10 protein-coding genes, 2 rRNA genes and 2 pseudogenes are annotated in these 16,751 nt (G+C 63.3%); 5 read left to right on the top strand and 9 right to left on the bottom strand.

What is annotated here, in order from left to right:
* The first annotated feature begins 87 nt into the window (after positions 1-87).
* Genes JI75_RS05940 through JI75_RS05955 form a run of 4 tightly spaced genes read left to right on the top strand, consistent with a single transcriptional unit; the run spans position 88 to position 3,763 of the window.
* Entirely contained in the window at positions 88-867 is a 780-nt protein-coding gene (locus tag JI75_RS05940; RefSeq protein WP_039689511.1) for an ABC transporter permease, read from the top strand.
* Between the two features lie 9 nt (positions 868-876).
* Complete coding sequence (locus JI75_RS05945; protein ID WP_039689512.1) at positions 877-1,659, top strand: ABC transporter ATP-binding protein; 783 nt, start codon at positions 877-879, stop codon at positions 1,657-1,659.
* A gap of 2 nt (positions 1,660-1,661) precedes the next feature.
* A complete protein-coding gene (locus JI75_RS05950; RefSeq protein ID WP_039689513.1) occupies positions 1,662-2,765 on the top strand; it encodes a glycosyltransferase family 2 protein in 1,104 nt (367 codons plus the stop codon).
* A complete protein-coding gene (locus tag JI75_RS05955) occupies positions 2,762-3,763 on the top strand; it encodes a glycosyltransferase family 2 protein (RefSeq protein WP_039689514.1) in 1,002 nt (333 codons plus the stop codon). The genes JI75_RS05950 and JI75_RS05955 overlap by 4 nt, the downstream gene beginning before the upstream one ends.
* 14 nt (positions 3,764-3,777) lie before the next feature.
* On the opposite strand, the gene JI75_RS05960 is transcribed toward JI75_RS05955, so the two are convergent.
* From JI75_RS05960 to glf (JI75_RS05980), 5 genes and pseudogenes are all read right to left on the bottom strand, one after another.
* On the bottom strand, positions 3,778-4,854 hold the full coding sequence (locus JI75_RS05960) for a glycosyltransferase family 2 protein (RefSeq protein ID WP_052241646.1): 1,077 nt from the start codon (positions 4,852-4,854) through the stop codon (positions 3,778-3,780).
* Between the two features lie 3 nt (positions 4,855-4,857).
* Positions 4,858-5,721, bottom strand: a pseudogene (locus JI75_RS09335) (glycosyltransferase); the annotation flags it as partial.
* Between the two features lie 20 nt (positions 5,722-5,741).
* Positions 5,742-5,981: pseudogene (locus JI75_RS09440) on the bottom strand (glycosyltransferase family 2 protein); the annotation flags it as partial.
* Between the two features lie 49 nt (positions 5,982-6,030).
* On the bottom strand, positions 6,031-7,575 hold the full coding sequence (locus tag JI75_RS05975) for a glycosyltransferase family 4 protein (RefSeq protein WP_039689518.1): 1,545 nt from the start codon (positions 7,573-7,575) through the stop codon (positions 6,031-6,033).
* On the bottom strand, positions 7,562-8,674 hold the full coding sequence (gene glf / locus JI75_RS05980; RefSeq protein WP_039689519.1) for a UDP-galactopyranose mutase: 1,113 nt from the start codon (positions 8,672-8,674) through the stop codon (positions 7,562-7,564). Before glf (JI75_RS05980) ends, JI75_RS05975 begins: the two co-directional genes overlap by 14 nt.
* Positions 8,675-8,854: 180 nt before the next feature.
* On the opposite strand from glf (JI75_RS05980), the gene wecB reads away from it, so the two are divergent.
* Positions 8,855-9,958, top strand: a complete 1,104-nt coding sequence (wecB, locus tag JI75_RS05985) for a non-hydrolyzing UDP-N-acetylglucosamine 2-epimerase (RefSeq protein ID WP_039689520.1) — start codon at positions 8,855-8,857, stop codon at positions 9,956-9,958.
* Positions 9,959-10,082: 124 nt separating this feature from the next.
* Here wecB and glf (JI75_RS05990) read toward each other — a convergent pair whose 3' ends face one another.
* From glf (JI75_RS05990) to JI75_RS06005, 4 genes are all read right to left on the bottom strand, one after another.
* Entirely contained in the window at positions 10,083-11,195 is a 1,113-nt protein-coding gene (gene glf / locus JI75_RS05990) for a UDP-galactopyranose mutase (RefSeq protein ID WP_039689522.1), read from the bottom strand.
* Positions 11,196-11,234: 39 nt separating this feature from the next.
* A complete protein-coding gene (locus JI75_RS05995) occupies positions 11,235-13,091 on the bottom strand; it encodes a polysaccharide biosynthesis protein (RefSeq protein WP_039689524.1) in 1,857 nt (618 codons plus the stop codon).
* A gap of 264 nt (positions 13,092-13,355) precedes the next feature.
* Positions 13,356-13,470 (bottom strand): 5S ribosomal RNA (rrf, locus tag JI75_RS06000).
* 99 nt (positions 13,471-13,569) lie between these two features.
* Positions 13,570-16,551 (bottom strand): 23S ribosomal RNA (locus JI75_RS06005).
* Positions 16,552-16,751: the final 200 nt, after the last annotated feature.

Here is a 16,751-nt window from a genome sequence, read left to right on the forward strand (position 1 = left end):
CCGAACCGGCGCCTGCGCACAGAGCCGTCGGCGCCGTCGTTGTTGGTACACTGTTCCCGGCGTTCGGGACCCGATAAAAGGATTCTCATGCAGGCTATCGAACAGAACCAGATGAAGAAGAACCTCTTCATCCTGCGCACCCTCGTTACCAAGGACTTCAAGCTGAAGTACCGCCGCAGCGTCCTGGGCGTGCTTTGGAGCGTGTTGAACCCGCTGCTCATGATGGTGGTCCTCTCGGCGGTGTTCTCGTTCATGTTCCGTTTCACCATCGAGAACTTCCCGCTGTACCTCATCTTGGGCACGATCCTGTTCAACCTCATGGCCGACTCGACCAGCGCGGCCATGTACTCCATCACCGGAGCTGCGCCGCTCATCAAGAAGATCCGCATCGAGAAGCTGATCTTCCCGTTGGAGTCGGTGGTGTTCCAGATCGTGAACTTCGTCATCTCGCTGGTGGCGGTCGTCCTGGTCATGCTGTACTTCCGCATCACCCCCACGCTGAACCTCCTCGCGCTTCCGCTGCTCATCTTCTACGTCCTGGTGTTCTCGCTCGGCCTCGGCATGCTCTTGGCCGCGCTCGCCGTGTTCTTCCGCGACGTGATGCACCTCTGGGGCGTCGTCATCACCGCCTGGACCTACGCCACGCCGCTGTTCTACCCGGTCGACATGCTGGACGGATGGATGCAGACGGTCATGTCGTTCAACCCCATGTATCACTACGTCACCTATTTCCGCAGCATCGTGATGTGGGACACCATGCCCGACCTCACCGAGAACCTCGTGTGCCTCGGCATCGCGCTCGTCACCTTCCTCATAGGCTTCGCCGTGTTCCGCAAGTCCGAAAACAAGTTCATTCTGTACATCTAAGGATCCGCTATGGCACTCGATTTCAACCGCGACAGCGCCCCTTCCGACGGCAAAGCCGAGCCCATGATCGTGGTCGACCACGTCGATATGGTGTTCAACATCGCCAACGAACAGCTGAACAGCCTGAAGGAGTACTTCATCAAGGCCATGAAGCGCGAGCTGTTCTTCCGCGAATTCAAGGCGCTCCAGGACATCTCGGTCACCGTGAACCGCGGCGACGTGTACGGCATCGTGGGTACCAACGGATCGGGCAAGTCGACGCTGCTGAAGATCGTGGCGGGCGTGCTCGAGCCGACGCGGGGCACCTGCACCATCAACGGCTCCATCGCGCCGCTCATCGAGCTGGGCGCCGGTTTCGACCCCGAGCTCACCGCGCGCGAGAACGTGTACCTCAACGGATCGCTGCTCGGCTACAGCAGGCAGTTCGTCGACGAGCATTTCGACTCGATCATCGACTTCGCCGAGATCCGCGACTTCGTGGACATGCCCCTGAAGAACTACTCGTCGGGCATGACCGCCCGCATCGCCTTCGCCATCGCCACCGCCACGGTCCCCGACATCCTCGTCGTGGACGAGGCGCTGTCGGTCGGCGACTTCCTGTTCCAAGAGAAGTGCGAACGGCGCATCAACGAGCTTGTCAACGACCACGGAACCACCCTCCTGTTCGTCTCGCACAGCATCGACCAGGTCGAACGCGTCTGCCAGAAGGCGCTGTGGATCGAGAAGGGCGTCATGCGCATGAACGGGGACGTCAAAGAGGTATGCGAGGCGTATCGCGGCCTCCAGCAATAGCCATGGCTGCCGACACCCTCGCGGGAACGCCCGCCTCGACCCCGCTTTTCACCTTGGTCATGCCCACCTACGGCGTGCGCGACCACATCGCTTCGGCCGTGTCCGACGTGCTGGCTCAGACATGCGGCGACTGGGAGCTCATCGTGGTGGACGACTGCACGCCCGACGACTCGATCGAGCAGGCCCGCGCCGCCGCCTCGGGCGATCCGCGCGTGCGCTTTCTCACCCACGAGCGCAACCTGGGAATCTCGGGCGCGCGCAACACCGGCATCGAGGCCGCGCGGGGAGCCTACATCTTCTTCCCCGATCCCGACGACCGATTCGAGCCCGCCATGCTCGAGCATATCGAGGAGGCGCTGAAGCGGCACGGGTACCCCGACGTCGTCGTCTTCGGGCACATGCAGCGCTACTTCGACGAGGACGGGTCGTTTCTCTACGAGAGCGAGATGTCCCCTTCGCCGGGTTTCTGGACGGAAGATGAGCTGCCGCATCAGCTGATCGGCCTCGAAGAGGGAACGCACCTGGGATACGCCTGGAACAAGGCCTACCGTGTCGAGCTCGTCGAGCGCCTCGTCCTCAGGTTCGAGTTCGACGCCCCGCTCATCGAGGATTTCCTGTTCGCGGCGGCCTTCTTCCGCCATGCCCGATCGCTTGCCTGCATCGGTTCGGCCGACTACCTCTACGCGAAGCGCCTGGGGAAAAACCTCACCAACGAGTTCATCCCCAACTACTACGAGCTGCACCGCCGCCGCATCGCGGTGATGCGCGATTTGCTCGACGACCGGGGAGCCCTCGACGGGAAGGCCCGCGAGACGCTGGGAGCGCTGTACGCCCGCTACATCCTCTCCGCGCTGGAGCGCACCTACGCCGAGCAGGCGCATATGGACGCGAGGCGAAGGCGCGCGTGGTGCGCTTCGGTGTTCGCCGACCGGCTCTTCGAAGATCTGGTGATGAACGGGCGGGCGCGCAACAGCCGCAGCCTGGCAGTGTGCCTGGCCGTGCTCAAGACGCGCAACGTCGGCGCGGCGCTCGCTTTGGGAAAGGCCATCCACGCGGTTCGCAGCCGTTCCACCGCCCTCTACTCGAAAGCGAAGTCCGGACGATGAACAAGGTCCTCACCGTTGCCATCCCCAGTTACAACGTCGAGCAGTACCTGCGCGCAAGCCTCGACAGCTACTGCTGCGAGCCGATAGACGAGCGCCTGGAGGTGCTCATCGTCGACGACGGCTCCACAGACGCCACCGCCGCGATCGCGCTCGAGTACGTGCAGAGGTTCCCCAGCCTGTTCAGCCTCGTATCGAAGGACAACGGAGGCCACGGCTCGGCGGTCAACGCCGGCATCGATTTCGCAACCGGGCGCTATTTCCGCGTGATCGACGGGGACGACCGCATCTGCTCGGCCAATATCCCCGCGCTGCTGGATGCGCTGGAAACCTGCACCGACGACCTGGTCATCGACGTCAAGCGCGAGGTCACGTTCTCGACGGGGGAATCGCAGCGGTTCGACCTGCCCGCGAACCTCCCGCGCGGCGAAAGCGTGCCGTTCGAGGACATCTGCCTGCGCACCGACATCGAATCGAGCTTCCAGATCCACACCCTCTCGATGCGCACCGACTTTCTGCGCGAGCGCGCCGTGAAGCTGCTCGAGCACACGTTCTACGTCGACTACGAGCTGGTCGTGAAGGTGAGCGCCTGGGCCGATACCGTGCGCTTCCTCGATCTCGAGGTGTGCAACTACTACGTGGGCAACATCGCCCAGAGCGTGAGCCCCGCCAACTACGTGAGGCGCTGGGACGACCACGATCGGGTGTGCAGCGAGCTGCTTGCGTTCGCCACGAGGACCCCGCTCGGCGCCGTCCGCAAGCGCTTCGTCGAATCACGCGTCGATCTGCTGGTGAACACCCATTACAACATCGCGCTCATATTCGACGAGGACCGCGAGCGCGGCCTCGAGCGGGCGCGCTGGTTCAAAGACTTCCTCACCCGCGACTACCCCGCCTTCGAAAAGCGCTCGAGGATGCGCTACTACCAGGCGCGCATCCTGCACCGCCTCGGATTCGACGCGGAAAAGCTCGACCGCCTCATGGGGCGCTCCGCATCGTAGGCACGGCTTGCGGCCTACCCGCGGTACTTCAGGCGCTTCATCACCAAACCGAGGCCGCCCATCTCCCAGTAGCGCACAAGCGAGGCGACGCCGGTCTGCTTTCCCTGCGTGATCGTCGCCCACGTATGGAAGTCCGACGCGCTTTTCAGGATATGGCGCAAATCAGCCTCGCTCCAAGGCTGGAACAGGTCGAAGTCGATCGTGCCGGCGGCCTCGGCCGCCTTGAAGTCCGCCTCGAAGCGCTCGATGAACTGCGCCCGCAGATCCACATCGAGGCGCCAGTAGTTCCATATGTAGCTGTCGAACTTCAAACGCGTCTCGACCGTGCGCAGGGCGTCTTTGTCGGGATGGGCGTCTAAAAAGCGCTCGATCTCGTCGAACTCGTCGCACACGCAGAACACCTTGCCGGGAGCGTGGATGGAGGACGCCTCGTTATCCTGGCGGTAATGGACGAACGCATCGCTTAAGAGGGCCACCTTCGACGCGCAGGCCCACACTTTGAAGGTGAACGAGAGGTCCTGGTAGCTCGCCCCCGGCGTCTCCAGGAACCTGATCCCGTTTTCCTGCAGGAAGTCGCGGCGGTACAGCGCCGACCAGATCGAGGGCATGTACCAGAACAGCTCGGGGTACGACGCCGGCTCGACCACCTCGGGCGTCTGGGCGCCGATCAGCTCGTTTTTCCGGTTATGGGGCTCTTCGGTGCTCCAGTAGAAGAAGAAGTTGGCCTTCACCGCATCGGCTGCGGTCCGCTCTGCTGCGGCGTGCAAGCGCTCGAACGTCTCCAGCTCGCAGAAATCATCCGATTCGAGGATGCCCACGTAGGTTCCCCGCGCGGCGTCCAGGCCGCGGTTCATCGACGCACCGTAGCCGGAGTTCTCCTTCTCGATGACCCGGAAGCGCGCATCTTCTGCGCAGAAGCGGTCGATGATGGCCGCCGTGGAATCGGTCGAACCATCGTTTATGCAGATCACTTCGATATCCTGAAGCGTCTGGGCCTTCAGCGACCCCAGGCACTGCACAAGGTACCTCTCGACGTTGTAGCACGGCACCAGAATCGAAACCTTCGGCTCCGCCGATTGCAATTCGCTCATACCCTAACCTTTCATCAGGCGCTTCGCGCGCCACAGAACCGCCGACGCCAAGCGGCGCGCGACGTTCATAGCCTTCAGATACCCACAGGTCGCCGCAGGATGCGCGCCACGCACCAGCCAGCGATACACCGCCTGCTCGGGGTTGGTCCGCACCTGGCCCATCGAGAACAGCTCGGGCGGATTCCCCTCGGGAGGCGGATAGGCTCCCGCATAGCCGGCGGCCCAAGTCCGCGCGGCGGCGCGGCGCGCCGCAGACGGGGATGCCATCAGCAGGATCCGGTAGAAGAACTCGCGGAAAAACTCGTAGTCGTGGATCTGGCGCTGATGCATGAGGGCGTACTCGACGAAGTACCAGGCGTAGCTTCTCCACACCTCGTCCCCTACGCCGGCCTGCGCATAGCAGCGCTGGGCGAACGCCTGCATGAACAGGAAGTCCTCCTTGTGTCGCCGAGACGCCCCCTCGTTTTGCGTGATGGATCCCGCCACGTCGCGCCGATAGTAGTACAGATGGTCGGACAGAAGCGCGATGCGCTCGGCCCGCACCAGGGACTCGACGCAAAACGACACGTCCTCGTAGATGCGCCCCTCGATGTAGCGCAACCCGTTCTCCTCGATGAAATCGCGCCTGAACAGGCGATCCCACACGCCGATGAAACGCGCCATCTCGGGTGCGGCGGCCAGATCGAACACCGAGCCGTTCAGGCGCTCGTACAGGGCCTGGTCCCGGTACGTGCCGGTGTCCCCCGTGCCGTCGAAGTACAGCCAGTAATCGAAGACGACGATCTGGGCGCCCGCCTCGTCGGCCTTCGCCACCGTCTTCTCCAGCATCGAGGGCGCCAGGTAGTCGTCGCTATCCAGGAAGGCGACGTATTCCCCGCGCGCATGGCATGGCGCAAGCCGGTGTTGCGCGCAGCGGACAAGCCGGCGTTTTCCTGCGAAACGACCACGATGCGCTCGTCGCGGGCGCGGTACTGCTCGAGGATCAGCGGCGACGAGTCGGTCGAGCCGTCATTCACGCACACCACCTCGAAATCGGGGAACGTCTGGGCCAGCACGCTGTCGAGGCACTCCTCCAAGAAGCGCTCGACGTTGTACACGGGGACGATCACGGAAACACGCGGTTGCATACCCTGCCTTTCGTATAACCCTCGGCGAAGCCCCGGCCGGGCCGCCCTCTCACAAAGCGAGCGATCGGATGAGCTCGATCTCCCGGTCAACCGTCACCTCTCGACGGCACGTCGCGTACACGCGCTCGCGGCACGCCCGCGCACACGATGCGAAATACTCCCCGTCGCGATGCAGCCGCTCGATCGCGTCAGCGTACTGGACGGGGTCCTCCACATCGCACAGCAGCCCCCGGTCGGCGGGAAGGAAATTGCGGGCAGCGGGGATATCCGAGCTCACCACCGCCAAGCCGGTCATCGCCGCCTCCCCCATCGCCACGCCCTGGGAATCGAAGCGCGTCGGGAACAGGGCGATGTCGTGATCCGAGAACGTTTCGGCAAGCTCGGCGCGCGAAAGGAACCTGCGATGCAGCCTCACGTTCGCAAACCCCGCGATGGGCTCGGTCAGCTCGCCGAACAAGGGACCCGCCCCGTAGATGTCGAACTCAAGCTCCTCGAACACGGGCCTTCCGCTGAGCTCGACGATGACCTGCGCGACGATGTCGAGCGCATACGACGCCACGTCGTCGAACCTTCGCACGCACACGATGCGGCTTGCGCGGCGCCCCGCGCGCTCGCGATACCGAAACATCCGCTCGTCGACCAGGTTCGGGATGACATGGGCGCGCTCGAAGGAAAACCCCAGCAGCTCCTCGCTTCGGGCCTTGAGCGCGTCTGATACGAACACCCAGTTCACGTTGGCCTTGCGATTATAGCGCGCCAGGATCTCGTCCCGCCGTGCGAACTCGAGGCGGCACTCGTCGGAAAGCTCGGGAGTCGGCTGGAAGTACCGAGCCGTGAACAGGGGCCAGTCCCAATAGCGGGTCTCGGGGTTATGGGACCAGAGGATAAGCGGCGTGTTCTCGGGAAGGGCCCGATCAAGCGATTCGGCGAAACCGGGGTCGAAGAAGTGAAGCGCGACCGCATCGAAGCGCTTGCTCTGCAGGATGCGCTCGAACCCGTCCATATCCGTCCGGACCACGCGCACGCCGTCGATCTCGTACAGCGAAAGCCCCGCGCAGTCCGCCGCGACGATCACCTCGCACTCCAGCCCGGCCTCGATGTAGGCGCGCACCCGAGCGTGCACGAACGCGCACGGGTACAGGCTCTCAGACGAAGGGTACGACGGCACGACCACCGCAACGCGCCCGCTCAGGCGGCTGCAAACGCTTTCGAAAGCGAAGTTCGGGCCGAAACCTTCCCCTCCCTCCACAACCAGCGAAGACACCCTCATCTCGGATGCCGGGGCGACTTTCACCAAAAGGCTGCACGCCCCTTCGTCCTCGGAATCGAAGTAGGTCGTCGAAGACAGGGGCGCCTGGCCCAGGATGCGGTTGAACCTGTCGACCACGTAAACGAAGCCGGCAACGCCGGGACCGACCTCCCCTTCGACTTCGAGGCGCCCGCTCGAAACGCTTAGCGACCCGTCGAGCCGCAGGCGGAAGAACGCGTAGTCCCCCGTTGGGTTCACGAAGCGGGCGCCCGACCCGCCCACCTGGCAGATCGTCCCCGCGCTCTCGCGCTCCCAGGGGCCGTATGCCAGATTAGCGCACGCCATTGCCACCGAACCACGCGGCGTACTTCGCCAGAGCGGACTTCACCGTATCCTGCATGTCGTAGTAGCGGTACTCGCCCAAACGGCCGCCGAAACGCACCTTCTCCTCGCCTTCGGCGAGCTCGCGGTAACGCTCGAAGCGGGCGCGGTTCTCGGCGTCTTCCATCGGGTAGAACGGCTCGATCCCCACGGTCCATTCCTGCGGGTACTCGCGCGAGATCACCGTGGTCGGCTGCGTGCCGAACTCGAAGTGCTTGTGCTCGATGATGCGGGTGTAGGGGGTCTCGCGATCGTTGAAGTTCATCACGGCGACGCCTTGGTAGTTCTCGACGTCGAGGCGCTCGTGCTCGAAGCGCAGGCTGCGGTACTCGAGGGGCCCGAAGCGGTAATCGAAGTACGAGTCCAGCGTGCCCGTGTACACCACCTGGGACGCAAGCGCGTCGAGGGCCTCTTTGTCCGCAAGATAGTCGGTGGACAGGCGCACCTCGCACCCTTCGAGCATCTTCTCGAGCACGGCGGTGTAGCCGCCGATCGGGATTCCCTGGTAGCGGTCGTTGAAGTAGTTGTTGTCGTAGATCATGCGCAAGGGGATGCGGCGCATGATCGAAGGCGGAAGCTCGGTGCAGGGCTTGCCCCACTGCTTCTCGGTGTAGCCCTTGACCAGCTTCTCGTACACGTCGCGCCCCACCAAGGACAGCACGTGCTCTTCGAGGTTGCGGGGGTTTTCGCAGGCGACGCGCTGCTCTTCTATCTTCGCGCGCGCCTCGTCCGGAGTAACGACCCCCCACAGCGCATGGAAGGTGTTCATATTGAAGGGCATGTTGTACAGCTCGCCTTTGTAATTGGCCACCGGCGAGTTGACGAAGTTGTTGAACTCGCAGAACTGCTCGACGTATTCCCAGATGGATTTATCGCTGGTCCGGAAGATGTGGGCCCCGTACTTATGCACGTGGATGCCGTCCACCTCTTCGGTGTAGCAGTTCCCGCCGATATGGTCGCGCTTCTCGACCACCAGAACCGTTTTTCCCTCGGCGCGCGCCTCATGCGCGATGATCGCACCGAACAGTCCGCTTCCCACTACCAACAAATCGTACGAGCTCATCGAGTCCCTTTCCGTGTTTTCACCTGGAGTTCAAAGCATACCAGATTCGAGAAAAGCCCCCTTGCATGACACCAAAACCCTGTATCTGCATTGCTTCTATTGTTTTGGCTGGTAAACTTGATAAACCAGCCGCCTGTCGTAGAATCTTGCCCACAGCAAAGCGAACAAAGGAGCCGCTACGTGAAAGCCCTCGTCGTTTTCGGAACCCGTCCCGAGGCAATCAAGATGTGCCCGCTCGTGCTCACCTTGAAATCCGACCCCGCAATCGATGTGAGGGTCTGCGTTACCGGGCAGCACCGGGAGATGCTCGACCAGGTGCTGGCCATATTCGACATCGAGCCCGACTTCGACCTGAACATCATGAAGCCCGGTCAGACCCTCGAGGGAATCACCACGGCCGTCACCGAGAAGATCGGCTCCGTCATCGACCAGGTGGAACCCGATATCGTGCTGGTCCACGGCGACACCACCACCAGCATGGCCGCCGCACTCGGGTCGTTCTACCGCAAGGTCCCCGTGGGCCACGTGGAGGCGGGCCTACGCACCTACGATCGGTACTCGCCGTTTCCCGAGGAGATGAACCGCAAGCTCATCTCGGCCCTGGCCACCTATCATTTCGCGCCGACGCAGACGAACTTCGACGCGCTGGCCGCCGAGGGCGTGACCGAGCACGTCTACATCACGGGAAACACCGTCATCGACGCGTTCCAGTACACCACGCATGACGGCTACCGCTTCACCAACGCCGACCTCGCCCGACACGACTTCTCGAAGCCGACCGTCCTCATGACGGCGCATCGCCGCGAGAACCTGGGACGGCCGCTCGAAAACATCTGCGACGCCGTGCTCGAGCTGTGCGATGCGCATCCCGACACCTCGTTCGTCTACCCCGTTCACCTGAACCCCGCCGTCCGCGAGACGGTGTTCGGCAAGCTCGAGGGCCATCCCCAGATCACGCTCACCGATCCCGTGGACGTCGAGGACATGCACAACGCCATGTCGCGTTCGGTCATGGTCATGACCGACTCGGGCGGGCTTCAGGAAGAGGCGCCGCACCTCGGCAAGCCCGTCGTGGTCCTGCGCACCGAAACCGAGCGCCCCGAGGCCGTGGCCGCCGGCACCGCGGTGGTCGCCGGCGTCGGCAAACAGCAGGTGTTCGACACGGCGCACCGCATCCTATCCGATAGGGAAACCTACGAGGCCATGGCCAACGCCGTGAACCCCTACGGCGACGGACACGCATCCGAGCGCATCCGCGACATCCTGAAGGAGAGCTTCTCCTAAGAGCGAAGGCGCCGGAACCCGAACAGCCCGCTTCGAAAGCAAAGGAAAGGGCCCTGCATCCGTCCGAAGATGCAGGGCCCTTCCTCTGTGCGGCCGCCGCGTCGCACAGCTGCGCGCCCGCCCGTTACAGCTGAACCCCCAGCTCGTCTTTCACCAGATCGAACGCCGCGGCGATCGCCTTGTCCATGTCGTAGTACTTGTACCCGCCCAGACGGCCCGCGAACACCACCGAGCCCTCGTTCTCGGCGAGCTCGCGATAGCGCTCGTACAGCGCGGAGTTGCGCTCGTCGTTGATGGGATAGTACGGTTCGTCCCCCGGCTGCCAATTAGCAGGGTACTCCCGCGTGATGATAGTCTTGGGCTGAGATCCGAACTCGAAGTGCTTGTGCTCGATGATGCGCGTCCAGGGCACCTCGCGCTCGTTGTAGTTGACCACCGCGACGCCCTGGTGGTTTTCTTCGTCCAGCGTCTCGCTCTCGAAACGCAGGCTGCGGTACTCCAGCGTTCCCAGACGGTAGTCGTAGAACCCGTCGATCGGGCCGCAGTACACGGTACGCTCGGCGATGTCGGGCTGCTCGGCGACAAGATCGCGGTACTCCACGCCGCAGCGCACCTCGACGCCTTCCAGCATGCGCTCGATCATCTTGGTATAGCCGCCCATGGGAATGCCCTGGTAGCGATCGTTGAAGTAGTTGTTGTCGTAGGTGAACCGGCACGGGAGGCGCTTGATGATCGACGCGGGCAGCTCCTTGCAGTCGCGCCCCCACTGCTTCTCGGTGTAGCCCTTCACCAGCTTCTCGAAGATGTCGCGGCCGACCAGGGAAAGCGCCTGCTCTTCGAGGTTCTGCGGCTCCCCGATGTTTTCGGCGGCGATCTGCTCGGCGATCTTCGCCTTGGCCTCAGCGGGCGTCACCACGCCCCACATCCGGGCGAAGGTGTTCATGTTGAAGGGCATGTTGTACACCTCGCCCTTGTAGTAGGCGATCGGGCTGTTCACGTAGTTGTTGAACTCGGCGAAGAGGTTCACGTACTCCCACACGTTCTGAAGCGAAGTATGGAAGATATGCGCCCCGTACACATGGACGTTGATGCCCTCGATCTCCTCGGTGTAGATGTTTCCGCCCACATGGTTGCGGCGATCGATGACGAGGCAGGATTTTCCCTGCTGACGAGCCTCATGGGCGAAGATGGCCCCCGTGAGCCCCGCACCGACGATCAGATAGTCGTATCGTGCCATATCAGGTCCTTTCCCCTGCGCTGCGCCGTTCGGCAGCGCTCAGTTCGCGCAAGCGACGTTTCTGGTCAGCGTATAGGTGGGAACGACGCGCTCGAGCACCTCGACCGCCTCTTCGTCGGTTCCCGAGAGGATGGCTTCGAGCTCGGAGAGCTTCGAGCCGACCTCGCTGTAGCTTACTTCCTTGCCCGTGGAGATCATGATGCCCTTCATCTTGGTGGGCAGAGTGTTCTCCTCGTTCATCAGAAGCTCCTCGTACATCTTCTCGCCGGGGCGCAGGCCGGTGAACTCGATGCGCACATCCTCGTCCACCTTCAGGCCCGAAAGCGTGATGAGGCTCTTTGCAAGATCGACGATCTTGACCGGATCGCCCATGTCGAGGATGAAGATCTCGCCGCCCGACGCCATGCCGCCCGCCTGGATGACCAGACGGGAAGCCTCGGGGATGGTCATGAAGAAGCGCTCGATATCGGGATGGGTCACGGTGATCGGGCCGCCCTCGGCGATCTGCTTCTTGAAGATGGGAATGACGCTCCCGTTGCTTCCCAGCACGTTTCCGAAGCGCACGGCGGCGAACACAGTCTTGGATTCCTGCGCGTAATGCTGGATCACCATCTCGCCCATGCGCTTGGTCGCACCCATCACCGACGTGGGGTTCACCGCCTTGTCGGTGGAGATGAAGATGAAGCGGTCGACCCCGAACTCGTCGGAGAGCTTCACCGTGTTCAGCGTTCCGAACACGTTGTTCAGAATGGCCTCGCGGGGGCACATCTCCATGAGCGGCACGTGCTTGTGCGCCGCAGCATGGAAGACCACCGACGGACGGTACTTCTCGAACACGTCGCGCAAGCGCTCGAAATTGCAGATGCTGCCGATTTCGACGACCACATCCACGTCGTCGTACTGGCTCATCAGCTCGTTGCGCAGAAGGTAGGCGTCGTTCTCGTACATATCGAACACCACGATGCGCCACGGGGCGACGGTGCACATCTGGCGGCACAGCTCAGACCCGATCGATCCGCCACCGCCGGTGACCAGAACCGTTTTACCGGAGATGTAGCCGCATACCACGCGCGTGTTCAGCACCACTTCTTCGCGACCGAGGAGGTCGGCGACGTCCACCTCGCGCAAGGAGACGTCCTCGATCTCGTCGACGCGCAGCTCGCGCACGTTGGGAAGCGTGCGCAGCTGGCAGTCCGTCTGCGTGCAGATCTGGTAGATGCGCCGGCGCTGCTCGAGGGAAGCCGACGGGATGGCGACGACGATCTGCTCGATCCCGTATCGATCGACGAGGTTCTTTATATCTTCGCTGGTTCCGAGCACCGGAACCCCGTGAACGCGGAGCTTGCGCTTGCTCACGTTGTCGTCGACCGCAACGATGGGCTCGCCGGGCATGAGGGGGTCCTTCGACGCCATGCGCATGATCGCAAGGCTCCCGGTCTCGCCCGCGCCCACGATCAGCGTGCGCGGACGCATCTCCGCGTGCTTGACCAATTCGAACTCGCGGCTCTTCGAGCGCATGACGCGGAACAGCATGCGCGTTCCGCCCGTGAAGAAGACCATGAGCAGCAACGCGCCCACGTAGACGCGTATGGGGATCCAGTGGCCCATGAGCCACAAAAAGACCGCTGTGACCAGCGTGCTGATCGACACCGCAACCACGATTCTCAAAGCGTCGTCAACTGAGGCGTATTCCCATAAGTTGTTGTACAGCTGGAACGCCAAGAAGAACGAGAGATTGACCACGACGGCCGCGCCTAGGAGGAAGTAGATCTCGTGCGTACCGAAGACCTCGTGGGCCAGCCCCGTCAGCAGCGAGGCGAAATAGTAAGCGAGGAACGTCGCTGCAATATCCCAGAAGATCAGAACCGCCGTGCGGCGGGTGAATCTAATATCCATGAGTAACAAGTCCTTGTCGAACTTCGACGTCATCCTATGCAACAAGGGTTAAACCCGAATGCCCATTGTACGGCTTAACTGGGAAGAAATAAACGAAACCGCCCGTGAAAGCGGAAACCAACACACCCCTCTATACAAAAAAAGCCCCGGTGGCCGAGGGCTCGCCGGAGACAAAAGAAAGCCCCGGCAGCCGAACGACCCCGGGGCAAGAGAAGAGGGGCCCTCGCGGGCCCCTCCCCGGCGCACCTCCCGGTGCGCCCTGCGCGAGCGCGGCTCCCTATCCTCCCGCAGCCTGGCGCTGCAGTACTTTCGGCGACGGCGGGCTTAACTGCCGAGTTCGGAACGGGATCGGGTGATCCCCGCCTCCATGGCCGCGCTCGCGCAGGGCGCGGGCGGTTCGGTGCCGGAGGGCACCCTGGCGGCTGCACAGCGCCCATCGGGAGCGACCGCGGCGCGGCATGCGCGGCGGGACGTTGGTGAAGCGAAGAGCTCGGCCGATTAGTACCGCTCGCCTGAGCCCGTCGCCGGGCTTGCAGCTGCGGCCTATCAACCTCGTGGTCTACGAGGGGCCTTACCGTAAGAGAGGGCTCATCTTGGAGGCGGCTTCCCGCTTAGATGCCTTCAGCGGTTATCCGCGCCGGACGCGGCTAAGCAGCCGTGCCGTTGGTCGACAACTGCCGCACCGGAGGTCCGTCCGCCCCGGTCCTCTCGTACTAGGGGCGGGTCTCCTCAACCCTCTTGCGCCTGCGGAGGATAGGGACCGAACTGTCTCACGACGTTCTGAACCCAGCTCGCGTACCGCTTTAATGGGCGAACAGCCCAACCCTTGGGACCGACTCCAGCCCCAGGATGCGATGAGCCGACATCGAGGTGCCAAACCTTGCCGTCGATGTGGACTCTTGGGCAAGATCAGCCTGTTATCCCCGGAGTACCTTTTATCCGTTGAGCGACGGCCATTCCACTCTGGGCCGCCGGATCACTAGAACCTGCTTTCGCACCTGCTCGGCTTGTTGGCCTCGCAGTCAAGCCCGCTTGCACTCTTGCGCTCTCGGGACGGTTGCCGACCGTCCTGAGCGGACCTTCGCGCGCCTCCGTTACGCTTTGGGAGGCGACCGCCCCAGTCAAACTGCCCGCCTGGCACGGTCCCCCCGCCGGATCACGGCCGGGGGTTAGGCCGCCGGCGCGAAGAGGGCAGTATTCCAAGGTCGGCTCCGCCGGGGCTGGCGCCCCGGCTTCTCAGCCTCCTGCCTATCCTCTACGCTCCGGGCCAACGGCCAATGCCAAGCTGCAGTGAAGGTTCACGGGGTCTTTCCGTCCTTCCGCAGGTAGCTCGCATCTTCACGAACAATGCAATTTCACCGGGACCGTGGTCGAGACAGCGCCCAAGTCGTTACGCCGTTCGTGCAGGTCGGAACTTACCCGACAAGGAATTTCGCTACCTTAGGACCGTTATAGTTACGGCCGCCGTTTACCGGGGCTTGGCTTCGGCGCTTCGCCTTGCGGCTGACGCGTCCGCGTAACCTTCCGGCACCGGGCAGGCGTCAGACCCTATACGTCGCCTTGCGGCTTGGCAGAGTCCTGTGTTTTTGGTAAACAGTCGCTTGGGCCAATCCGCTGCGGCCGCCAGGGGCTCGGGGAGCTCGTCCCTCCACCCCCGGCGGCACCCCTTCTTCCGAAGTTACGGGGCCATTATGCCGAGTTCCTTGACCACGGTTCCCCCGATCGCCTCGGTATGCTCTACCTGCCCACCTGTGTCGGTTTTGGTACGGGCGCCCGCAGCGCTCGTCCCCGCGGTTTTTCTAGGGAGCATGGAATCCGCGGCTTCGCCCTAGGGGCTTCGTCTCGCGTCTCGGCCTTGGCGGCCGGCGAACTTCGCTGCCGGCCGGCCTACATGCTTTCACGTGGGCGTCCAGAACCACGCCCGCGTATCCTTCTCCGTCGCCGCTGGGACTCGGGCGCGCTGCGGGCGGTACGGGAATGTCCGCCCGTTGCGCATCGGCTACGCCTCGCGGCCTCGCCTTAGCTCCCGACTGACCCTGGGGGGATTAGCCTCGCCCAGGAAACCTTAGGCTTGCGGCGGACGAGTTTCTCGCTCGTCTCTCGCTACTCATGCCAGCATTCTCGCTTCCCGGAAGTCCACGGCGGGTCGCCCCTGCCGCTTCGCCCCTCCGGGAACGCTCCCCTACCGCCGGACGCGATGCGCGTCCGGCCCGCCGCTTCGGCGCCGTGCTTAGCCCCGTGTATTGTCGGCGCGCTCCCACTCGACCAGTGAGCTGTTACGCACTCTTTGAATGCATGGCTGCTTCTAAGCCAACATCCTGGCTGTCTGGGCGAGCGCACATCCTTTGCCACTCGGCACGGACTTGGGGGCCTTGGCGGGCGGTCTGGGCTGTTTCCCTCTCGAGCGCGCAGCTTAGCCCACGCGCTCTGACTCCGGCCCTCTGGAGCCGCGGCATTCGGAGTTTGGTTTCCTTCGGCAGGCGGTGAAGCCCCCTAGGGAATCCAGTGCTCTACCGCCGCGGCTGAACGGGCCGGGCTAGCCCTAAAGCTATTTCGGGGAGAACGAGATATCTCCGGGTTTGATTGGCCTTTCACCCCTATCCTCGGGTCATCCCCTCCGTTTTCAACCGAAGTGGGTTCGGCCCTCCACGGGGTCTTACCCCCGCTTCAGCCTGCCCAAGGATAGCTCACCCGGCTTCGCGTCGGCGGCATGCGACTGCATCGCCCTCTTAAAGGCTCGCTTTCGCTGCGGCTCGCTTCTAAGCTTAACCTCGCCGCATACCGCCACTCGCTGGCTCATTCTACAAAAGGCACGCCGTCACGGCATTTCCAGCCGCTCCGACTGCTTGGGGGCGCACGGTTTCAGGTGCTGTTTCACTCCCCTCTCGGGGTGCTTTTCACCTTTCCCTCACGGTACTGGTTCGCTATCGGTCACAGGAGAGTGTTCAGCCTTGGAGGGTGGTCCCCCCTGCTTCGGACCGGGTTTCACGTGCCCGGGCCTACTCGGGGACGCGCCGGCGGAGGGGAGGGGGTTTCGCGTACGGGGCTCTCACCCGCTACGGCCGGCCTTCCCAGGCCGTTCCGCTACCCGCTCCCTTTGTGACTCCGCGGGGACCCTGGGGGGTCCCCCTCGCGCGCCCCGCAACCCCGAAGCAGCGAACCCCCCAGGGCGTATGCTGTCTTCGGTTTGGGCTGGTGCGCTTTCGCTCGCCGCTACTCGCGCAATCTCGGTTGATTTCTCTTCCTCCGGGTACTTAGATGTTTCAGTTCCCCGGGTTGCCGCTCCCCGCCCTATGGGTTCGGGCGGGGGCGAGCGGGCATGACCCCGCTCGGGTTCCCCCATTCGGAGACCTGCGGATCGAGGGCCGTTTGCGCCTCCCCGCAGCTTATCGCAGCTTACCGCGTCCTTCTTCGGCTTCCTGTGCCAAGGCATCCGCCGTGCGCCCATGACATCTTCGCTTCGTTCCGCTTGTCAGTTCCCCTGACATGAAAAATGTGATGGGTTCGTATCGCATATCGCGCTTGAAATCGCGATCGCAGATGCGGCCGCCGCGCCCCGCGAGGGGGCGGCGGCCTGTATCTTTGGAGAACCATAAATGAATATGGTTACAAGTATCATCTTTCTCTCGATGAAACGCTATGCAGCTGTCAAGGTGCTCT

Source organism: Berryella intestinalis (assembly GCF_000814825.1).
GTDB lineage: Bacteria > Actinomycetota > Coriobacteriia > Coriobacteriales > Eggerthellaceae > Berryella > Berryella intestinalis.

Bases quoted from the DNA above. Each gene is read 5' to 3' on its own strand.
- JI75_RS05945 (WP_039689512.1), top strand. From the start codon at position 877: ATGGCACTCGATTTCAACCGCGACAGCGCCCCTTCCGACGGCAAAGCC.
- JI75_RS05955 (WP_039689514.1), top strand. From the start codon at position 2,762: ATGAACAAGGTCCTCACCGTTGCCATCCCCAGTTACAACGTCGAGCAG.
- JI75_RS05975 (WP_039689518.1), bottom strand. From the start codon at position 7,575: ATGGCGTGCGCTAATCTGGCATACGGCCCCTGGGAGCGCGAGAGCGCG.
- glf (WP_039689522.1), bottom strand. From the start codon at position 11,195: ATGGCACGATACGACTATCTGATCGTCGGTGCGGGGCTCACGGGGGCC.
- JI75_RS05950 (WP_039689513.1), top strand. From the start codon at position 1,662: ATGGCTGCCGACACCCTCGCGGGAACGCCCGCCTCGACCCCGCTTTTC.
- JI75_RS05960 (WP_052241646.1), bottom strand. From the start codon at position 4,854: ATGAGCGAATTGCAATCGGCGGAGCCGAAGGTTTCGATTCTGGTGCCG.
- JI75_RS05995 (WP_039689524.1), bottom strand. From the start codon at position 13,091: ATGGATATTAGATTCACCCGCCGCACGGCGGTTCTGATCTTCTGGGAT.
- JI75_RS05940 (WP_039689511.1), top strand. From the start codon at position 88: ATGCAGGCTATCGAACAGAACCAGATGAAGAAGAACCTCTTCATCCTG.
- glf (WP_039689519.1), bottom strand. From the start codon at position 8,674: ATGAGCTCGTACGATTTGTTGGTAGTGGGAAGCGGACTGTTCGGTGCG.